Below are 17,015 nucleotides of genomic sequence, written 5' to 3'. Positions count from 1 at the left end.
CCGGGCGCACCCCGGGCAAACCCTGGGCAAACCCCGGGCGCACTCCGGCGCACCGCCGGGTCACGACACCCGCGTTTCAGGCGCCGCGCCGGGGGCGCCGGCGCCACGCCGTGACCAGCTGGCTCGCCACGTACAGCGCCGAGGCCGTCGCGATCAGCGGCTTGAGGAAGAAGACGTGGTCGGACATCCAGCCGTAGACGGCCGCGGTGCTGACGACCGGCAGGAACAGCAGGCGCAGTGCCCACCAGTGCCAGGGCCGGCGCAGGGAGTAGGCCGGGTTGGCCGCCGCCCCGCCGGCCCCGTCCGCGCCCCGGGGGCCGGGCCTGACCCCGCGGCCGGCGAGAATGCGGGCGCCGGGCAGGTCGGTGAGGGCCTCGGTGCGCTGCCCGAACGCCGGGGGCAGGGGCGGCAGTCCGATGGCCGCGATCAGCTCGGCCTGCCGGCGGGGCGCGTCGTCCGAGCCGCGCAGCAGGGCGATCAGCGGGCGGCTGTCCGCGATGCCGTAGACGGCGGCCACGGCCCCGGCCGTCTCGGTCACGCCGGCCAGGTCCCGCACCGGGGCGGCCGGATCCCACTGGTGTTCGGCCACCCGCTTGCCGTCGCGCAGCAGTGTGAAGCCGTAGCGGTCGCCGGACCGGTGGAGGACGAGGGCGGGCCAGCGCTCGGACCGGGTGAAGAGGTCCGCCGCGTCGACGAGCCGGTCGTGGGTGAGCAGCGTGCCGCGGCGCGCTGCCTGCGGGACGCGCACCGCCTCGACCAGGGTGTGCCAGCCGTCCGCGGCCGGGGCCAGCCGCAGCGTCGGCCCGGTGGGGGTGGCCTCGGCGACCGTGTCGAGCGTCGCCGAGACAATGGCGAGGGAGCAGTTGTCCGTCTCCCAGTCCGGTACGGCGGTGGGCGTGCCGTCCGCCGCGGCGGGGGCCGGGGCGAGCAGCGGGGGCCGGCCGAGGAGCGGTGTCCGCGTCGCGACCTGCATGCGGACACCCGTGCGGAACTCCAGGAACTCCCGGCGCGCGTCGCCCAGGTACCCCCAGGGGTACTCGGTGGCGTGCACACCGATGTCCCGGAGCTGGTCCAGCGCCTCGGTGAAACGTTCCTGCACGGCCAGCAGCAGGGCGAGATGGTTGCGCACCCACGCGATCTCCTGGTCGCCCGGCGGGTAGTGCGCGGCCAGTTCCCGGGCGCGCTCGATCGCGGCGTCGATCCTGGCCTGCGCGATCACCCCGTCCTCGCCGGCGTCCGCCACCACCCGGTACTCCAGGACCGCCATCATCGGCAGCGCGTGCAGCTTGGAGCCGGGCAGCGCCTGGCCGGCGGCGCGTTCGGCGAAGCCGAACATCTCCTCGTGGGAGCCGTACCACTTCTCGCACAGGTACTGCAGGGCCGTCGCGTGACAGCCGAAGTGGTGCGGGGAGCGGGCGACGGCCTCGGCCCAGTACTCGTCGAACACCTCGCGGGGCGCCTGGCTGCCCCGGGCGTGCGTCAGCGCGATCCGCCACGGCACGGGATCGTTCGGATTGAGCCCGGCGGCCGCGCCGATCACGGGCGCGGCGTCCTCCAGCAGTGTGAAGAAGCCCTGGAACTGCTCCCTGCTCACCTCCTCGGCCCGTGCCGAGCCGCGGATCTCCCACGCCTGGTCGACGAGGAGGTCGGCCTTGACCAGCACGGCGTCCGGGTCGTCCGGCGCGGCGTCCAGCCAGGCGTCCAGCCAGCCGGGGTTGTGCAGGGCGAACTCGGCCAGGGCCGCGACGTGGCGGTCGCGGAGCTCCCACTGCATGTCGCGCCGGGAGGCGGCCAGCAGCTCCCGGACCGGCCGGAAGTCGCCGGAGGCGGCCGCCGCCAGGACGGGGCGCAGCTCCGGGGCCGGGGCGTCGACGACGACGGCCTCGTCGGGCGGCAGGCCCACGCTCAGGGTGGAGGCGTGGCGCACCATGCGGGGGAAGGTGATCAAGGAACGCGGGGAGAACATAGGTTCCCTATTAAAGGGCTTATTCCCCGTCATCACCCAATCATTTGTGCGAACCGCATCGAGGTGCGGACCGGAATCAACTCCTGGTTAAGTTCTTCACCGGCCCGTAACCGGCAGTGGACTAGTGCTGTGGCGCGTTCCCGTGACAGGATGGCTTCCGTGGCCGGTTCCGGGCTTAACTGGCCGTGAAAGACCATGAGGAAGAGCTCGAAGGACGGGGAGCATGGCAGTCGGGGGGGACAGGTCGGCAGGTGACGCGGGCAGTCCGCTCGCCCAGCGGCTCAACTACCTGTTCGCGAACATGCACCCGCCCGGCGCGCCGTACACCAACGCGCATGTGGCCGAGGAGATCAGCCGCGGGGGCGAGGAGTACGGCGGGGTCAGGCTGACCGAGCAGTACCTGTCGATGCTCCGCAACGGCCGGCGGGCGAACCCCAGTCCGGACGTGCTGCGCGCGCTGGCGAAGTTCTTCGCCGTGCCGGTGGGCTATCTGATGGGCGACCTGTCGGCCTCCCAGGCCGAGCGGGTCGAGGAGGAGGTCCGCTTCCTCGTCGCCATGAGGGATCAGCGCGTACGCGCCATCGCCCTGCGCTCGGTCGGCCTGCCGCCCGAGGTGCAGGACAGCCTCACCACCATCATCTGCCAGTTCCGGCAGCAGATGAACCTCCCGACCGACCCGCCCGGTGCGGGTGGCGAGGAGCACTCGTGACCGTCACGACGGATGACCGGCTCTTCACTTACTGGCGGCGTACCGAGGACGAGGACGGTGCAGGCATGCGGGTGGGGCGGATCCGGCGGCGGTGCAAGCAGCTCATCCAGGAGCTCGCGCTGCCCGCACGGGCCGATCTGCAGGGCATGTGCGACGCCGTCGCGCGCCATGTGGGCCGGCCCATCCGGCTCGTGCCGATGAGCCTGGACGGGGTCGTCTCCGGCATGACCGCCACCACCGACGACGCCTTCTGGGTCATCTACGAGCAGAAGACCTCGCCCTGGCACCAGGTCCACATCGTGCTGCACGAGATCGGCCATCTGCTGCTCGGCCACGACCAGGACCCGGCGGTCACCGAGGACGCGCTGAAGGTCTGGACCCCGTCGGTCGACGTGGCCACCGCCATGCGCCGCATGGGCCTGACCATGGGTCTGGCCCGCCACCACTGCTACGACAACCTCACCGAGCGGGAGACCGAGATCCTCGGCACCCTGCTGATGGAGCGGGTCGTGCCCCCGCCGCCCGGCCAGGAGCAGGAGCTCCAGGGGCAGGCCGCCGAACTCGCCGCCTCCCTGGGCCCCGCCCTGCAGCACGTGCGGCGGATGCGCCGGAGCGGGGGCGACGCCGGTGTTTGACGTCATCTACCTCACCTTCTCCGCCGTCACCTGGTGCATCGTCGGCTACAAGGCCCGCGCCTGGTTCCGCGACCGCGGCAACGTCGACCTGGGCCTGACCGCCCTGATGACCGCCGGCGTGCCCATCGTCTTCCTGTTCTCGGCGCCCACCGTCTACCGTGCCTTCGACCGGCTGGTCGGTGTGCCGAACCTCGCGATGGTCCTCCTGTACTCGGCCGTCGTGCTGTTCGCCTCCGGCGCCACGGTGCTCCTGCTGCGCTGGACCAGCCGGGGCGACGACCAGGCGCGTGCCCGCGCCGCCGCGCGCTCCCGGTTCGCCGTCGCCGCCGTGGCCGTGGCCTGGGCCGTCGCCATCGTCTGCTTCGCCGTCGGCCGCCCCGACGCCGTCGAGCACCCGCGCGACTTCAGCACCGCCTACGCCGACGCCCCCGGCGTGGTCGCCTTCCTGGTGCTCTATCTGGCGATCTTCGCCGTCAGCCTCGCCGGACTGGGCACCCTCTGCCCGCGGTACGCAGTCCAGATCGGCCCCTCCTGGCTCTCCAAGGGCCTGCGGACCCTGGCCGCCGGCTGCTGGCTCGGCCTGCTGTACTGCCTGTGCAAGCTGGTCGGCTTCGTCCTGACCTGGGCCGGGCAGGACGTCTACTGGCTCTCCAACGGGGTGGCCCCGATGAGTGCCTCGGTGGCCGCGCTGCTCGTCCTGCTGGGCTTCTCGCTGCCCGCGGCGGGACCCCGCGCGGCGGCCTGGCGCCGCCTGCGCCGGCTCCAGCCGCTGTGGCGGGAGGTCACCTCCCACGCCCCCGAGGTCACCATCGACGAGTCCCGGTGGACCGGCCGCTGGCCCTTCGCCGACCTGGAGTGGCGGGCCAACCGGCGGATGGCCGAGATCCGCGACATCCAGCGCGGCGTCCGGCGCCACGTCGAGCCCGCCGCCCTGGACCTCGCCCGCGACAAGGCCGCCGCGGCCGGCCTCGACCAGCGCCGCACCGCCGCCGTGGTCGAGGCCACGGCCCTGCGCCGCGGACTGGCCAACCAGACCACCGGACACGTGCCGACGCCCCACGCCGACAGCGTCGTGGTCACCGTCAGCGCCGATCCGGCGGAGGAACACGAACACCTGGCACGCGTGGCCGACGTCTACCACGACCCGCTGGTCGACGCCGTGCTCACCGAGCTCCGGGAGATCTGCGCGGCACGCCGTCCCTGACGGCGGAGCGGCCCACAGACGAGGCGGCCATGGACGGGGGTCAAGGCCGCCTGCGACACAGGCCGGCGCCGGACCCGTACGACCGTACGGATCCGGCGCCGCCAGTGCGCTCCTCCCGGATGGCCGAGAAGATCACCACCCCGCAACGCCCGTCTAGAGTCGGGGCCATGCGACCCAACGACGCCCAGCGGCTCACCGCCGCGCTGACAGCGGATCCGCACGGGACCAACGCCAGGCTCCGCGAGGAGGGCCCCGTCCACCGCGTCACCGGCCCCGACGGCCGGCCCGCCTGGCTGGTCACCCGCTACGACGACGTACGGCGGGCGCTCGCCGACCCCAGGCTCTCCCTCGACAGGCGCAACGCGCTGCCCGGCAACTACGCGGGGTTCTCGCTGCCTCCGGCGCTGGACGCCAACCTGCTGAACATGGACCCGCCGGACCACACCCGGGTGCGCCGCCTGGTGGCCAGGGCGTTCACCCCGGGCCGCGTGGAGAAGCTCCGGGCCCCGGTGACGGACGTCGCCGGCGAACTGCTGGACGCCGTCGCGCCGCGCGGGCGCATGGACCTGCTGGCCGAGTACGCCACACCGCTGCCGATCACCGTGATCTGCGATCTGCTCGGCGTCCCGCGGGCGGACCGCGTCGACTTCCGGGCCTGGACCGACGCCCTCATCACCCCGGACCCCGAGCGGCCCCACCTGATGAAGGAGGCGGTCGCCGCGATGATGGGCTTCTTCACCGGCCTCATCGAGGCCAAGCGCGCCGACCCCGGCGACGACCTCCTGTCGGACCTGATCGCGGTCCAGGAGAACGGGGACAGCCTGTCCCGCGACGAACTGACCTCCCTCGCCTTCCTCATCCTCTTCGCCGGTTACGAGAACACCGTCCACCTCATCGCCAACGCCGTCCTCGCCCTGCTGGACCACCCCGCACTCCTGCACGAGCTGCGAGCGAATCCGGACGGACTCGAAGCGGCCGTCGACGAGCTGAGCCGGTGGGAGGGGCCCGCCGCGCTGGCCATCCGGCGCTTCCCGCTGGAGGACATGGAGATCGGCGGCACGCTGGTGCCCGCGGGGGAGACCGTGCTGCTCTCGCTCGCCTCGGCCAACCGCGATCCCCGCCAGTTCCGCGACCCGGACCGCCTTGACCTGCGGCGGGACCGGTCGGGGCAGCTCGCGCTGGGGCACGGCATCCACTACTGCCTGGGCGCGCCGCTGGCCCGGATGGAGACCGCAATCGCCCTCCGGGTGCTGCTGGAGCGCTGCGAAAAACTGGAACTCGATGTTCCGAGGAGTGAGCTGAGGTGGCGTCCGGCCATGCGCGCGCGTGGCTTGATCTCGCTCCCCGTGCGCTGGTAATCGGCAAAACGAACACGCTTTTGGTGCATGCCCCATCCTTGATGAGGTAGAACTGTTCTCGAGCCCGCCCGGTGTGCATCCCCCGTCGCACCGGGCGGGCCATCGTCGTTCCGGGGCCGCTGCCGTTCGGGCCGGCCGTCAGCCGCTGCCGGGCGGGAACTTCAGCAGGGCCACGGCCGCCAGCATCTGTACGCTCACCGCCGCCACCGCCTTGCGGGTCGGCAGATGGTGCTGGCCGCGGATCAGCAGGACGGCCAGCGCGCAGCCGAAGGCCGCCGTCACGGAGGCCGCGGCCCGCACGGGCACCGAGTCCGAGGGCAGCCAGGCGTCGAGGGCCAGCCGGGGCAGGTCGGTCGCCCAGAAGACGAGGACGAACAGACCGGTGGTGGGCGCGAACCTGCCGTTGCCGCCCAGCCGGCGGGCGATGGCATGGGTGACGATCCCCAGCAGCAGGCTGGCCAGCAGCACCACCACGGCACCGATGGCCATCGCCCACAGGGCCAGCGCGGGGCTCACCTCCCACTGGCCCCAGAAGGAGTCCTTGCCCATCGTGCCCATCGCCCCGCACAGCAGGCTCAGGAACGTCGCCGCACCCCACACGCTCCGGTCCCGGGCCTCGTCGAGCACGTCGACGGGCCGGTACCAGAGCCCGAATATCAGGCGGTGCCAGAGCAGCCGGCGCGGCTTGGCGGAGGTGGGCTTCGAGGACGGGGCACTGGTCACGGGCATGGGTGCCGTTTTATCACCGTTCGGCAACTCCGCCGGTGTCGGGCCGTCAGGCGGGCGTCGGCTCGCGGTCGTTCGGGCCGTTCTCCGCGCCGTCGTCCGGGCCGCTGTCCGGACCACCGCCCGGGCTTCGCCCGTGGGTGTCCCCGGCGGCGTCCGGCAGGTACTCCTCGCTGATCTCGCGCGGTCCGAACGGCCACACCTTCTCGTACGCCGCCCACGCGGCGAAGGCCGCGCAGCCGGCGGCGACCCAGGCCAGGGACCATTCGATGGGGTGCCGGCCGGGGGAATTGCGGTCCGCGTAGCCGTAGATGACCAGCCAGCCCACCAGCGCCACCAGGCTCGGCAGCGGATAGAGCCACATCCGGTACGGCCGCGGCAGCCCCGGCTGGCGGCGGCGCAGCACCGTCACGGCCACGATCTGGGCGAGCGCCTGCACCAGCACCATCACGGTGGTCAGCAGCTGGATCAGCGTCGCCAGATCCGTATGACGGCCGATCAGAAACCCCACGGCGCCGATGACGCCCATCGTCACCAGCGGCAGCACCGGGAAGCGGTGGCGCGGGTGCAGGGTGCCGAAGGGGCGGAAGAAGACCTTCTCCCGGGCGGCGTCGTAGGGCACGCGCGAACCGCCCAGCAGCCCGGTGTAGACGGAGGCGAAGGCGGTGACGAGGATCAGCACCGTGACGGCGTTCGCGGCGGCCTTGCCCCAGGTCCTCTCCAGCACCGCCGAGGCCACCGAGGTGGCGGCCGTGGAGCCCGGGTCGAGCATCTCCCGCCAGTCGACCACGCCCAGGGTGCCGATCTGGAGCAGCAGATAGATGACCATGATGCCGAGGATCGAGTAGACGATGGCGCGCGGCAGGGTGCGCCCGGGGTTCTTGATCTCCGCGCCCATGTAGGCGGCGGTGTAGTAACCGCCGTAGTCGTAGATGCCGATGGTCAGACCCGCGGCGAAGCCGATCCAGAAGTGATTGCCCGTCAGCTCGAAGGCGTGGGCGGGGTAGGTGAACGCGAGCGCGGTGCTGAAGTGCGTGAACGCGGCGACGATGACGAGCACGACAGAGGCGATCATCACGCACCACAGCACAGCGGTGATCCGCGCGATGTTCTCCACGCCGCGCCACAGCAGCGCCACGACCACCGCGATCAGCGCCAGCCCGGTCAGATCGCCCTGGCCCGGCGTCATGCCCGGCCAGAGGAAGCCGAGGTACTGGACGAAGCCGATCACGCCCGTCGCCATCGCCAGCGGGATGAACAGCATCGCCGTCCACACGAACAGGAAGGGCATCAGCTTGCCCGTGCGGTACTGGAACGCCTGCCGCAGATAGACGTAACTGCCGCCCGCGCCCGGCAGGGACGCGCCGAGCTCGGCCCAGACCAGACCGTCCGCCAGCGCCAGCACCGCGCCCGCGACGAAGCCGATGACGGCCTGCGGGCCCCCGAAGGCGGCAACCATCAGCGGGATCGTGACGAACGGCCCGATCCCGCACATCTGGCTCATGTTGATGGCGGTGGCCTGGAACAGCCCGATGCGCCGGGCGAAGGCCCCCGGCGGGGCCCCGGCCCCGCCCGGTGAGTCCTTGCCGGCCCGACGGGGCCCGTGCTCAGCGTCTGCCATGGCGGTCAGCCCTTTCTGCTCGTTCCCGCACACGTAGCACCGGCCCGCCCGCGCGTCCATCGCTCCGTGCATACGTGGTGATAACCACTTCTTCGTCAGGGGATGCGGCCGAAACGTTAAGGTGGCCCGGTCGTGGTGCTCGGGAAGACCGGTGACGGACCCTCGTGGTCCCATTCCGGAGCGGCCCTCGCCACTGTGATCGGGGAGTTTCCGTCCCACACCGCGCGTCCACGGGCGCGCGGAGCCACTGGCCGCAGCCGGCTGCCGGGAAGGCGGGGGCGGGCGCGAACGGACCCGTAAGCCAGGAGACCGGCCACGGCACCGAAGAAATGATCCACGAGGTGCTGGAGCGTTCACCCCTGATGTCCGTGAATACCGCCGTGTCCGACCGCGCGCCCGACGGCCCGCCGCCCGCCTTCCGCTGGCGCCGCCAGGACACCGTGCGCACCGCCGGCCTGCTGGCCGTCATCGCCGCCCTGCACGTCGTCGCCTTCGGCGTGCTCTTCCTGCTGGTCGTGCCCAACCACTACCGGGTCGACTCCAAGGTCTTCGGCGTCGGCCTCGGCGTCACCGCCTACACCCTCGGCATGCGGCACGCCTTCGACGCCGACCACATCGCCGCCATCGACAACACCACCCGCAAGCTGATGGCCGACGGCAAGCGCCCGGTCTCGGTCGGCTTCTGGTTCGCCCTCGGCCACTCCAGCGTGGTCGTCGTCATGGCCGCCCTGGTGGCCGGCGGCACCCATCTGGCCGGGGTGCTGATGAACGAGGAGTCCACCACCCACCAGACCCTCGGCGTGGTCGGCACCACCGTCTCCGGCGGCTTCCTCTACCTCATCGCCGCCCTCAACCTCGTCGCCCTCTCCGGCATCCTGCGCATCTTCCGCGCGATGCGCGAGGGACGCTACGACGAGGCCGAGCTGGAACGGCAGCTGGACTCCCGGGGCTTCATGAACCGCCTGCTCGGCCGGCTCACCCGCTCCGTCTCCCGCCCCGGCCAGATGTATCCGCTGGGCTTCCTCTTCGGGCTCGGCTTCGACACCGCCACCGAGGTCACGCTCATGGTGATGGCCGGCAGCGGCGCCGCGGCCGGCCTGCCCTGGTACGCGATCCTGTGCCTGCCGCTGCTCTTCGCGGCCGGCATGAGCCTGTTCGACACGCTCGACGGCACGTTCATGAACTTCGCCTACCAGTGGGCCTTCTCCAACCCGGTGCGCAAGGTCTACTACAACCTCACCATCACCGGGCTGTCGATCGCCGTCGCCTTCCTCATCGGCACCATCGAACTGGTCGGCGTCCTGCACGAGAAGCTCGGGCTGGACGACGGGGTCAGCGGCTGGATCGCCGGGCTGGACCTCGACAACGTCGGCTTCGTCATCGTCGGCCTCTTCGTGGCCGTCTGGGCCCTCGCCCTCGCCTACTGGCGCTTCGCCAAGGTCGAACAGCGCTGGGCGGCCCGCACGGCCGCCGCCCCGGCCTCCGACGGATGACCAACGGCCGCCGGGACGGACGTCAGGCGCCCAGCTCCTTCGCGAGGTAGCGCGCCGTCACGCTCCCGGCGGCCGCCGCCACCTGCTGCGGCGTGCCCGCCGCGACCACGCGCCCGCCCTCGTCGCCGCCCCCGGGGCCGAGGTCCACGACGTGGTCCGCGCCCGCGACCACGGCCATGTCGTGCTCGACGACCACCACCGAGTCGCCCGCCTCCACCAGCCCGTGCAGCTGCCGCAGCAGCACCTCGGTGTCGGCGGGGTGCAGCCCGGTCGTCGGCTCGTCGAGCACGTAGAGGGTGTGCCCGCGCCGGGTGCGCTGGAGCTCCGCGGCGAGCTTGACGCGCTGCGCCTCCCCGCCCGACAGCTCGGTGGCCGGCTGGCCCAGACGCAGATAGCCCAGACCGACCTCCCGCAGCATCGCCAGGCTCCGCCGGGCGGCCGGCACGTCCGCGAGGAACTCCTCCGCGGCGTCCACGGTCAGCTCCAGCACCTGGGCGATGTTCGCGCCCCGGTAGGTGATCTCCAGCGTCTCCGGGTTGTAGCGCGCGCCCCCGCACGCCTCGCAGGGCGCGTACGCGCCGGGCAGGAACAGCAGCTCGACGGCGACGAACCCCTCGCCCTGACAGGTCTCGCACCGCCCGCCGGCGACGTTGAACGAGAACCGCCCCGCGCCGTAACCCCGGGCCCGGGCCGCGTCGGTGGCGGCGAAGACCTTGCGCACCGCGTCGAACAGCCCGGTGTAGGTGGCGAGGTTGGACCGCGGGGTGCGCCCGATGGGCTTCTGGTCGACGCGCACCAGCCGGTCGACCCCCTCCAGCCCCCCGACGGCGAACTCCGCCTCCCCGCCCTCCAGCCGGGCCGCGACGGACTCCGCCAGCACCTGGCCGACCAGCGTCGACTTGCCGGACCCCGACACGCCCGTCACGGCGGTGAAGACGCCCAGCGGCACGTCCACGTCGAGGTCCCGCAGATTGTGCCGGGTGATCCCGCGCAGCCGCAGCACGCCGGAGGGTTCGCGCGGGGCGCGACCCGCCGGGGCCGCCCCGCCGGGGAAGAGGAACCGGCGCGTGGCCGACCCCGCCACCTCCGCCAGCCCGGCGACCGGGCCGCTGTAGAGCACCGTGCCGCCGTGCTCGCCCGCCCTCGGGCCCACGTCCACCACCCAGTCCGCGCGCCGCACCAGGTCCATGTGGTGCTCGACGACGAACAGCGAGTTGCCCGCGGCCTTGAGCCGGTCCAGCACCGTCAGCAGCGCGTCGCTGTCGGCCGGGTGCAGCCCCGCCGACGGCTCGTCCAGCACGTACACCACCCCGAACAGGCCGGAGCGCAGCTGGGTGGCCAGCCGCAGCCGCTGGAGCTCGCCGGCCGACAGGGTCGGGGTGGGCCGGTCCACGCTCAGATAGCCCAGGCCGAGCTCGGTGAGCACCTCGATCCGGGCCACCAGGTCGCCGGCCAACGTGCCCGTCACGCCCTCCTCCGCCCGGGCCGGCCGCAGCACCTCGGCCAGCCGGGACAGGGGCAGCGCGGCCAGCTCGGCGATGTCCCGCCCGGCGAAGGTCACCGCCAGCGCCTCCGGGCGCAGCCGCCGGCCCCCGCACACCGGGCACGGGCCGCTCACCAGGTGCCGCTCCGCGCGCGCCCGCAGCGCGGCGCTCTTGGAGTCCGCGAAGGTATGCAGCACATAGCGCCGCGCGCTCATGTACGTGCCCTTGTAGGGGCGCTGGATGCGTTCCGCCTCGCGCACCGGGTGCACGGTGACCACCGGCTGCTCGTCGGTGAACAGGATCCACTCGCGGTCCTCGCGCGGCAGCTCGCGCCAGGGCCGGTCCAGGTCGTACCCGAGCGCGCCCAGGATGTCCCGCAGGTTCTTGCCCTGCCAGGCGCCCGGCCAGGCGGCGATCGCGCCCTCCCGGACGGACAGCGACGGATCGGGTACCAGCGACTCCTTGGTCACCCGGTGCACCTGCCCCAGGCCGTGGCACTCGGGGCACGCCCCGGCGGGCGTGTTCGGCGAGAAGGCGTCCGAGTCCAGCCGCCCCGCGCCCCCGGGGTACGTCCCGGCCCGCGAGAGCAGCATGCGCAGCGAGTTGGAGAGCGTGGTGACCGTGCCGACGGACGACCGCGAGGTGGGCGCCGAGCGCCGCTGCTCCAGGGCCACGGCGGGCGGCAGCCCGCTGATCTCCTCCACCTTCGGCGCGCCGACCTGGTGGATCAGCCGGCGCGCGTACGGGGCGACCGACTCGAAGTACCGGCGCTGGGCCTCGGCGTAGATCGTGCCGAAGGCGAGCGAGGACTTGCCGGAGCCCGACACCCCGGTGAACACGACGAGCGCGTCACGCGGAACGTCCACGTCCACGCCGCGCAGATTGTGCTCCCGGGCACCGCGGACGCGGACGAAGGGGTCATGGGCGCCGACGGGGGTATTCATGCCGCCGATCCTAAGTGGATACCCTCATGGCCACGTGTTCGAGCGACTCGGCGACCGGGGACGGAGCACCACCATGGCCCATGCCCTCATCATCGGCGGCGGCATCGCCGGACCCGTGACCGCGATGGCCCTGCAGCGGGCCGGCATCACGGCCACCGTCCACGAGGCCTACCCGGAGGGGGCCGTGGAGGAGGCCGGCTCCTTCCTCGCCCTCTTCGCCAACGGGCTGGCAGCCCTGCGGACCCTCGGCTGCCTCGGGCCCGTCGAGGAGGCGTCCAGCGCCGCCGACACCATCGAGTCGTACTCCGACACGGGCGTCCGGCTCGGCCGGCAGGCCCTCGCCGGCTCCTGGGACGAGGGCCTCGGCGTGCGCACCCTGCCGCGCGCCGTGCTCTGCCGGACCCTGCGCGCCGAGGCCGTCCGCCGGGGCATACCCTTCCGCTACGGCAAGCGCCTGACCGGCACCGCCGTACGGCCCGACGGCACGATCACCGCCTCGTTCGCGGACGGCACGCACGCCGAGGGCGACTTCCTCGTCGGGGCCGACGGCATCCACTCCCGCACCCGCGTCCTGCTCGACCCGGCCGCGCCACCGCCCCGGCACACCGGCCAGTTCACCGTCTGCGGCGCCACGCGGCACACCGGCCACCCGGCGCCGCCGCGCACCTACCGCATGCACTACGGGCGGCGGGCCTTCTTCGGCTGCACCACCACACCCGGCGGCGTCACCTACTGGTTCGCCAACATCCCGGGCGCCGACCTGCCCCGGGACGTCCTGGCCGCCGTGACCGCGGACGAGTGGCGCCGGCGGGTGACCGAGGCGTTCGCCGAGGACGCGGTCCCCGCCGCCGCGATCGTGGCCGCCACGGGTGACGAGATCACCGGCCTCAACGGCTACGACATCCCCACCACCCGCGTCTGGCACGACGCGCACCATGTGCTGGCCGGCGACGCCGCCCACGCCACCGCGCCGAACGCCGCCCAGGGCGCGTCCATGGCCATCGAGGACGGCGTCGTCCTCGCCCGCTGCCTGCGGGACCTGCCCGGGCCCCGGCAGGCGTTCGCCGCCTACGAGCGGCTGCGGCGCGAGCGCGTGGAGAAGGTCGTGGCCATGAGCGCCGCCATGGCCCGCCGCGAGCCCCTCGGCCCCGGGGAACGGCGCGCCCGCGACGCCGAGGTGGCGCGGCGGATGGCCGGGGACCCCCGCCGGGACACCGAGTGGCTCACCGGCTACCGCGTCGACTGGGACGCGCCCGTTCGCTGACCCCGCCCCGGCGCGGCAGACTGGAGCCATGCCGGAGCTGCCGGAGGTCGAGGCCCTGGCCGGATTCCTGACCGAGCGAGTCGTCGGCCGGACGGTCGAGCGCGTGCTGCCCGTGGCGGTGAGCGTGCTCAAGACGTACGACCCGCCGCTGACCGCCGTCGAGGGGCGCGCGGTGACGGCCGTGCGCCGGTACGGCAAGTTCCTGGACCTCGCCACCGGCGACGGCCCGCACCTGGTCGTCCATCTGGCCCGGGCCGGCTGGCTGCGCTGGCAGGACCGCCTTCCCGACGCCCCGCCCCGCCCCGGCAAGGGGCCCCTGGCGCTGCGGGTGCGCCTGGCCGGGGGCGGTGGCTTCGACCTCACCGAGGCGGGCACCCAGAAGCGGCTCGCCGTGTACTGCGTACGTGAGGCGAACGACGTGCCGGGCGTCGACCGGCTCGGCCCCGACCCGCTGGACCCCGCCTTCACCCCGGAGGCGTTCACCGGGCTGCTGCGCGGCGAACGCCGCCGGATCAAGGGCGTGCTGCGCGACCAGAGCGTGATCGCCGGCATCGGCAACGCCTACTCCGACGAGATCCTGCACGCCGCCCGGATGTCCCCCTTCAAGCTCGCCGCGACCCTCACCGACGCGGAGGCGGCGGAGCTGTACGAGGCCCTGGGCACCACCCTGCGGGAGGCGGTGGAGCGCTCGCGCGGTCAGGCGGCGGCCGAGCTGAAGGCCGGGAAGAGGACCGGGCTGCGGGTGCACGGCCGGACCGGCGAGCCGTGCCCGGTCTGCGGCGACACCATCCGCGAGGTGTCCTTCAGCGACTCCTCCCTCCAGTACTGCCCCACCTGCCAGACCGGCGGCAAGCCGCTGGCCGACCGCAGGCTCTCCCGGCTGCTCAAATAGCCCGCCCTCGGCAGCCGCTCAGTCCCTGGGGATCCCGCGCTCGTCGGCGCGGGCCAGCTCGGAGTGCCGGTAGGAGTAGGAGAAGTACACCGCCAGGCCGATCACGAACCACACCGCGAACCGCACCCACGTCTGCCACGCCAGATAGGTGATCAGCCAGATCGAGGCGGCGACCCCCAGGCCCGGCACGAACGGCACGGCCGGGCAGCGGAAGGCGCGCGGCAGGTCCGGCCGCCGGTACCGCAGCACGATCACCGCCGTGCACACGACGGCGAAGGCCAGCAGGATGCCGATGTTGGTGAGCTCGGCCGCCTCCCCGATGGGCACCAGCCCGGCGATCGCCGCCGAGGCGATGCCGACGATCCAGGTCACCCGCGTGGGCACGTGCCGGGTGGGGTGCGTGTGGGCGAACCACTTCGGCAGCAGCCCGTCCCTGCTCATGGCGAACCAGACCCGGGTCACGCCCAGCATGAACGTGAACATGACGGTGAGGATCCCGATGATCGCCCCCACCGCGATCACATCCGCGATCCTGTGCAGTCCCACCGACTTGAAGGCGGTGGAGAAGCCGCTCTTCGGGTCGATGTCCTTGTAGTTCTGCATGCCGGTCAGCACCAGGCAGGCCAGCACGTACAGCACCATCGAGACGGCCAGCGAGTACATGATCGCCTTCGGCATGTGGCGCTGCGCGTCCTTGGACTCCTCGGCCGCCGTCGACATGGCGTCGTACCCGAACACGGCGAAGAACACCGTGGCCGCGCCCGTGAACGCGCCGCTGACCCCGAAGGGGAAGAAGGGCGTGTAGTTGTCGCTGTTGATGTGGAAGAAGCCCACGGCGACCACCAGCAGGACCACCAGCACCTTCAGACCCACGACGACGGTCTCGAAGCGGGCCGCGTTCTTGATGCCCATGGTGAGCAGATAGGCGATCAGCAGGCACAGCAGCGCCGCGAAGAGGTCCACCTTGTGCCCGTCCCCGGTGCCCGGCGCGCCCAGCATCCACTTCGGCAGCTCCGCGTCGAGCTCCCCGAGCAGGAAGTTGATGTAGCCGGAGATGCCGATGGCCACGACCGAGACGATCGCGGTGTACTCCAGCAGCAGGTCCCAGCCGATGAACCAGCCGCCCAGTTCGCCGAGGACCGCGTAGCCGTAGGTGTAGGCCGAGCCGGCCCGGGGGATCAGGCCCGCGAATTCCGCGTAGGAGAAGGCCGCCGCCGCGCTCGCCACGCCCGCGATGAGGAAGGAGACCAGCACGGCCGGTCCCGCCTTGCCGTTGGCGATGGTGCCCGCCAGGCTGAAGATGCCCGCGCCGATGATGCCGCCGACGCCGATCGCGGTGAGCTGCCACAGGCCGAGCGTGCGGGTGAGGCGCTCGCCGTGGGCCTCGGTCTCCTCCGCCTCCTCGATCGTCTCGATGGGCTTCCTGCGCAGTACGCCCCGACCCGTTCCGAGCCCGTCCATGGCATGTCCTCCCGTCGATGCGGATCAGCCGATGGCGGGCGGCACCGCGGCCCGCTCGGTCCCCCACCCGGAGGGCTCGGCACCGACCGTGAAGTCCAGCTGCCGGCCGCGCCGCATCTGGGCCGTCGTCAGATACGTACGGTCGTACGCGGCGCCGTCCAGACGCACCGAGCGCACGTACCGGTCGTGGTCGGAGGTGCCCGGGGCGGTGATGGTGAAGCCGCCGTTGGGGTACCAGTGCCGGTCGAGGTCCAGGTCGACGCGTTCGAAGACCGGGGTGCTCAGCCCCCACACGTCGGCGCCCGGCTGCACGGGGTAGACCCCGATGGCCGACAGCACCATCCACGCGGACATCGTGCCCAGGTCGTCGTTGCCGGTCATGCCGGTCGGCCCGTCGGTGAACAGGGTGAGCGCGGCGTGCACCACGTCCGTCGTCTTCCACGGTCTGCCCGTGGAGAGGTAGGTGTACGGGGCGATGAGGTCGGGCTCGTTCTGCGGGTTGTACTTGTCGGCGTTGTAGTAGTCGTACGGGCCGTGCACCCACACCTCGCGCGCGGTCCTCGCCGGGTCGGCCCGCAGCCGGTCGTAGGCGAAGAAGGAGTCCAGCCGCCGCTCCGTCGCCTCCCGGCCGCCGAGCATCTCCACCATGCCCGGCAGGTCCTGCGGGACCAGCCACTGGTACTGCCAGGCCGTGCCCTCGTGGAAACCGGGACTGGCGGCCGGGTCGGCGGACCCGGTGAAGGTGCCGTGGCCGTCCCGGGGCCGGAAGAAACCGGTGGCCGGGTCGAAGAGCCTGCGGTAGTTGCGGGAGCGGGCGGCGTAGCGCTCGGCGTCGCCCGTGTGGCCCAGCGCGTGGGCCATGCGCGCCAGCACGCCGTCGGCCAGCGCGTACTCGAGGGTCGCCGAGGCTCCTTCCGCGAAGTCGGAGTCACCGGGCTTGCTCCGGGCCTGGTCCGGCAGGTACGGCACGAAGCCGTCCCGCGCGTACTGCACGTTGCCCTCCCGGCCGACCGCAGCGGAGTCCGCCGGCGGCACCCCGTCGGCGTTCTTCTTCAGCGCCCGGTAGGCCTCCTCCTCGTGGCCGTGCAGCAGCCCGTGCTCGAAGGCGTTGGTGAGGAAGGGCGTCACCGGGTCGCCCGTCATGATGTTCGTCTCGACGGTGCCGTAGCCCCACTTGGGCAGCCAGCCGCTCTCGGCGTCGATCCGCAGCACCGACAGCGCCATGTCCCGGGACTCCGACGGCGCGAGCAGCGCCAGC

General features: G+C 72.8%; 13 protein-coding genes and 1 riboswitch. Of the genes, 7 read left to right on the top strand and 6 right to left on the bottom strand.

The window, feature by feature from the left end; genetic code table 11:
- Positions 1–76: 76 nt before the first annotated feature.
- Positions 77–1,930: a hypothetical protein gene (locus AB0K09_RS16500; protein WP_366066065.1), complete on the bottom strand. Its 1,854-nt coding sequence runs from the start codon at positions 1,928–1,930 to the stop codon at positions 77–79.
- A gap of 259 nt (positions 1,931–2,189) precedes the next feature.
- Between AB0K09_RS16500 and AB0K09_RS16495 the strand changes: the two genes are divergently transcribed.
- The 4 genes from AB0K09_RS16495 to AB0K09_RS16480 all read left to right on the top strand — a co-directional run bounded on the left by AB0K09_RS16495 (position 2,190) and on the right by AB0K09_RS16480 (position 5,872).
- Complete coding sequence (locus AB0K09_RS16495) at positions 2,190–2,675, top strand: helix-turn-helix transcriptional regulator (protein WP_366066064.1); 486 nt, start codon at positions 2,190–2,192, stop codon at positions 2,673–2,675.
- Positions 2,672–3,310 (top strand): hypothetical protein, encoded by a 639-nt coding sequence (locus AB0K09_RS16490; RefSeq protein WP_366066063.1) that lies wholly within the window; start codon positions 2,672–2,674, stop codon positions 3,308–3,310. The genes AB0K09_RS16495 and AB0K09_RS16490 overlap by 4 nt, the downstream gene beginning before the upstream one ends.
- Positions 3,303–4,514 carry an MAB_1171c family putative transporter gene (locus tag AB0K09_RS16485; RefSeq protein ID WP_366066062.1) on the top strand — a complete coding sequence of 404 codons (1,212 nt, stop codon included), beginning with the start codon at positions 3,303–3,305 and terminating at the stop codon, positions 4,512–4,514. Before AB0K09_RS16490 ends, AB0K09_RS16485 begins: the two co-directional genes overlap by 8 nt.
- Positions 4,515–4,681: 167 nt before the next feature.
- Positions 4,682–5,872, top strand: coding sequence for a cytochrome P450 (locus AB0K09_RS16480; RefSeq protein ID WP_366066061.1), 1,191 nt, complete (start codon positions 4,682–4,684; stop codon positions 5,870–5,872).
- A 138-nt stretch (positions 5,873–6,010) separates the two neighbouring features.
- Here AB0K09_RS16480 and AB0K09_RS16475 read toward each other — a convergent pair whose 3' ends face one another.
- Together AB0K09_RS16475 and AB0K09_RS16470 are read right to left on the bottom strand one after the other, a co-directional pair.
- Positions 6,011–6,601 (bottom strand): YIP1 family protein, encoded by a 591-nt coding sequence (locus AB0K09_RS16475; RefSeq protein WP_366066060.1) that lies wholly within the window; start codon positions 6,599–6,601, stop codon positions 6,011–6,013.
- A 46-nt stretch (positions 6,602–6,647) separates the two neighbouring features.
- Positions 6,648–8,219: an APC family permease gene (locus AB0K09_RS16470; RefSeq protein WP_366066059.1), complete on the bottom strand. Its 1,572-nt coding sequence runs from the start codon at positions 8,217–8,219 to the stop codon at positions 6,648–6,650.
- A 116-nt stretch (positions 8,220–8,335) separates the two neighbouring features.
- Positions 8,336–8,552: riboswitch (cobalamin riboswitch) on the top strand.
- A 29-nt stretch (positions 8,553–8,581) separates the two neighbouring features.
- Here AB0K09_RS16470 and AB0K09_RS16465 point away from each other — a divergent pair.
- Positions 8,582–9,712 carry a HoxN/HupN/NixA family nickel/cobalt transporter gene (locus AB0K09_RS16465; RefSeq protein ID WP_366066066.1) on the top strand — a complete coding sequence of 377 codons (1,131 nt, stop codon included), beginning with the start codon at positions 8,582–8,584 and terminating at the stop codon, positions 9,710–9,712.
- Positions 9,713–9,734: 22 nt separating this feature from the next.
- On the opposite strand, the gene uvrA is transcribed toward AB0K09_RS16465, so the two are convergent.
- The gene (uvrA, locus tag AB0K09_RS16460) at positions 9,735–12,140 is read right to left on the bottom strand and encodes an excinuclease ABC subunit UvrA (RefSeq protein ID WP_366066058.1); all 2,406 of its coding nucleotides are present in this window, start codon (positions 12,138–12,140) and stop codon (positions 9,735–9,737) included.
- A gap of 73 nt (positions 12,141–12,213) precedes the next feature.
- Between uvrA and AB0K09_RS16455 the strand changes: the two genes are divergently transcribed.
- Entirely contained in the window at positions 12,214–13,404 is a 1,191-nt protein-coding gene (locus AB0K09_RS16455) for an FAD-dependent monooxygenase (RefSeq protein WP_366066057.1), read from the top strand.
- A gap of 28 nt (positions 13,405–13,432) precedes the next feature.
- The gene (locus AB0K09_RS16450; protein ID WP_366066056.1) at positions 13,433–14,296 is read left to right on the top strand and encodes a DNA-formamidopyrimidine glycosylase family protein; all 864 of its coding nucleotides are present in this window, start codon (positions 13,433–13,435) and stop codon (positions 14,294–14,296) included.
- Between the two features lie 18 nt (positions 14,297–14,314).
- Here AB0K09_RS16450 and AB0K09_RS16445 read toward each other — a convergent pair whose 3' ends face one another.
- Positions 14,315–15,757, bottom strand: coding sequence for an amino acid permease (locus tag AB0K09_RS16445; RefSeq protein WP_366066055.1), 1,443 nt, complete (start codon positions 15,755–15,757; stop codon positions 14,315–14,317).
- Positions 15,758–15,781: 24 nt separating this feature from the next.
- On the bottom strand, positions 15,782–17,015 hold a 1,234-nt coding region (locus tag AB0K09_RS16440; protein WP_366066054.1), incomplete at its 5' end, for a glycoside hydrolase family 92 protein.

This window comes from Streptomyces sp. NPDC049577 (assembly GCF_040675635.1).
GTDB lineage: Bacteria > Actinomycetota > Actinomycetes > Streptomycetales > Streptomycetaceae > Streptomyces.
The sequence above is the reverse complement of the archived record's forward strand: the minus strand, read 5'-3'. Positions and strand labels throughout refer to the sequence as shown.

Coding starts and splice junctions, on each gene's coding strand:
- AB0K09_RS16500 (WP_366066065.1), bottom strand. CDS start 1,930: ATGGTGCGCCACGCCTCCACCCTGAGCGTGGGCCTGCCGCCCGACGAG.
- AB0K09_RS16495 (WP_366066064.1), top strand. CDS start 2,190: ATGGCAGTCGGGGGGGACAGGTCGGCAGGTGACGCGGGCAGTCCGCTC.
- AB0K09_RS16480 (WP_366066061.1), top strand. CDS start 4,682: ATGCGACCCAACGACGCCCAGCGGCTCACCGCCGCGCTGACAGCGGAT.
- AB0K09_RS16475 (WP_366066060.1), bottom strand. CDS start 6,601: ATGCCCGTGACCAGTGCCCCGTCCTCGAAGCCCACCTCCGCCAAGCCG.
- AB0K09_RS16470 (WP_366066059.1), bottom strand. CDS start 8,219: ATGGCAGACGCTGAGCACGGGCCCCGTCGGGCCGGCAAGGACTCACCG.
- AB0K09_RS16465 (WP_366066066.1), top strand. CDS start 8,582: ATGTCCGTGAATACCGCCGTGTCCGACCGCGCGCCCGACGGCCCGCCG.
- uvrA (WP_366066058.1), bottom strand. CDS start 12,140: ATGAATACCCCCGTCGGCGCCCATGACCCCTTCGTCCGCGTCCGCGGT.
- AB0K09_RS16455 (WP_366066057.1), top strand. CDS start 12,214: ATGGCCCATGCCCTCATCATCGGCGGCGGCATCGCCGGACCCGTGACC.
- AB0K09_RS16450 (WP_366066056.1), top strand. CDS start 13,433: ATGCCGGAGCTGCCGGAGGTCGAGGCCCTGGCCGGATTCCTGACCGAG.
- AB0K09_RS16445 (WP_366066055.1), bottom strand. CDS start 15,757: ATGGACGGGCTCGGAACGGGTCGGGGCGTACTGCGCAGGAAGCCCATC.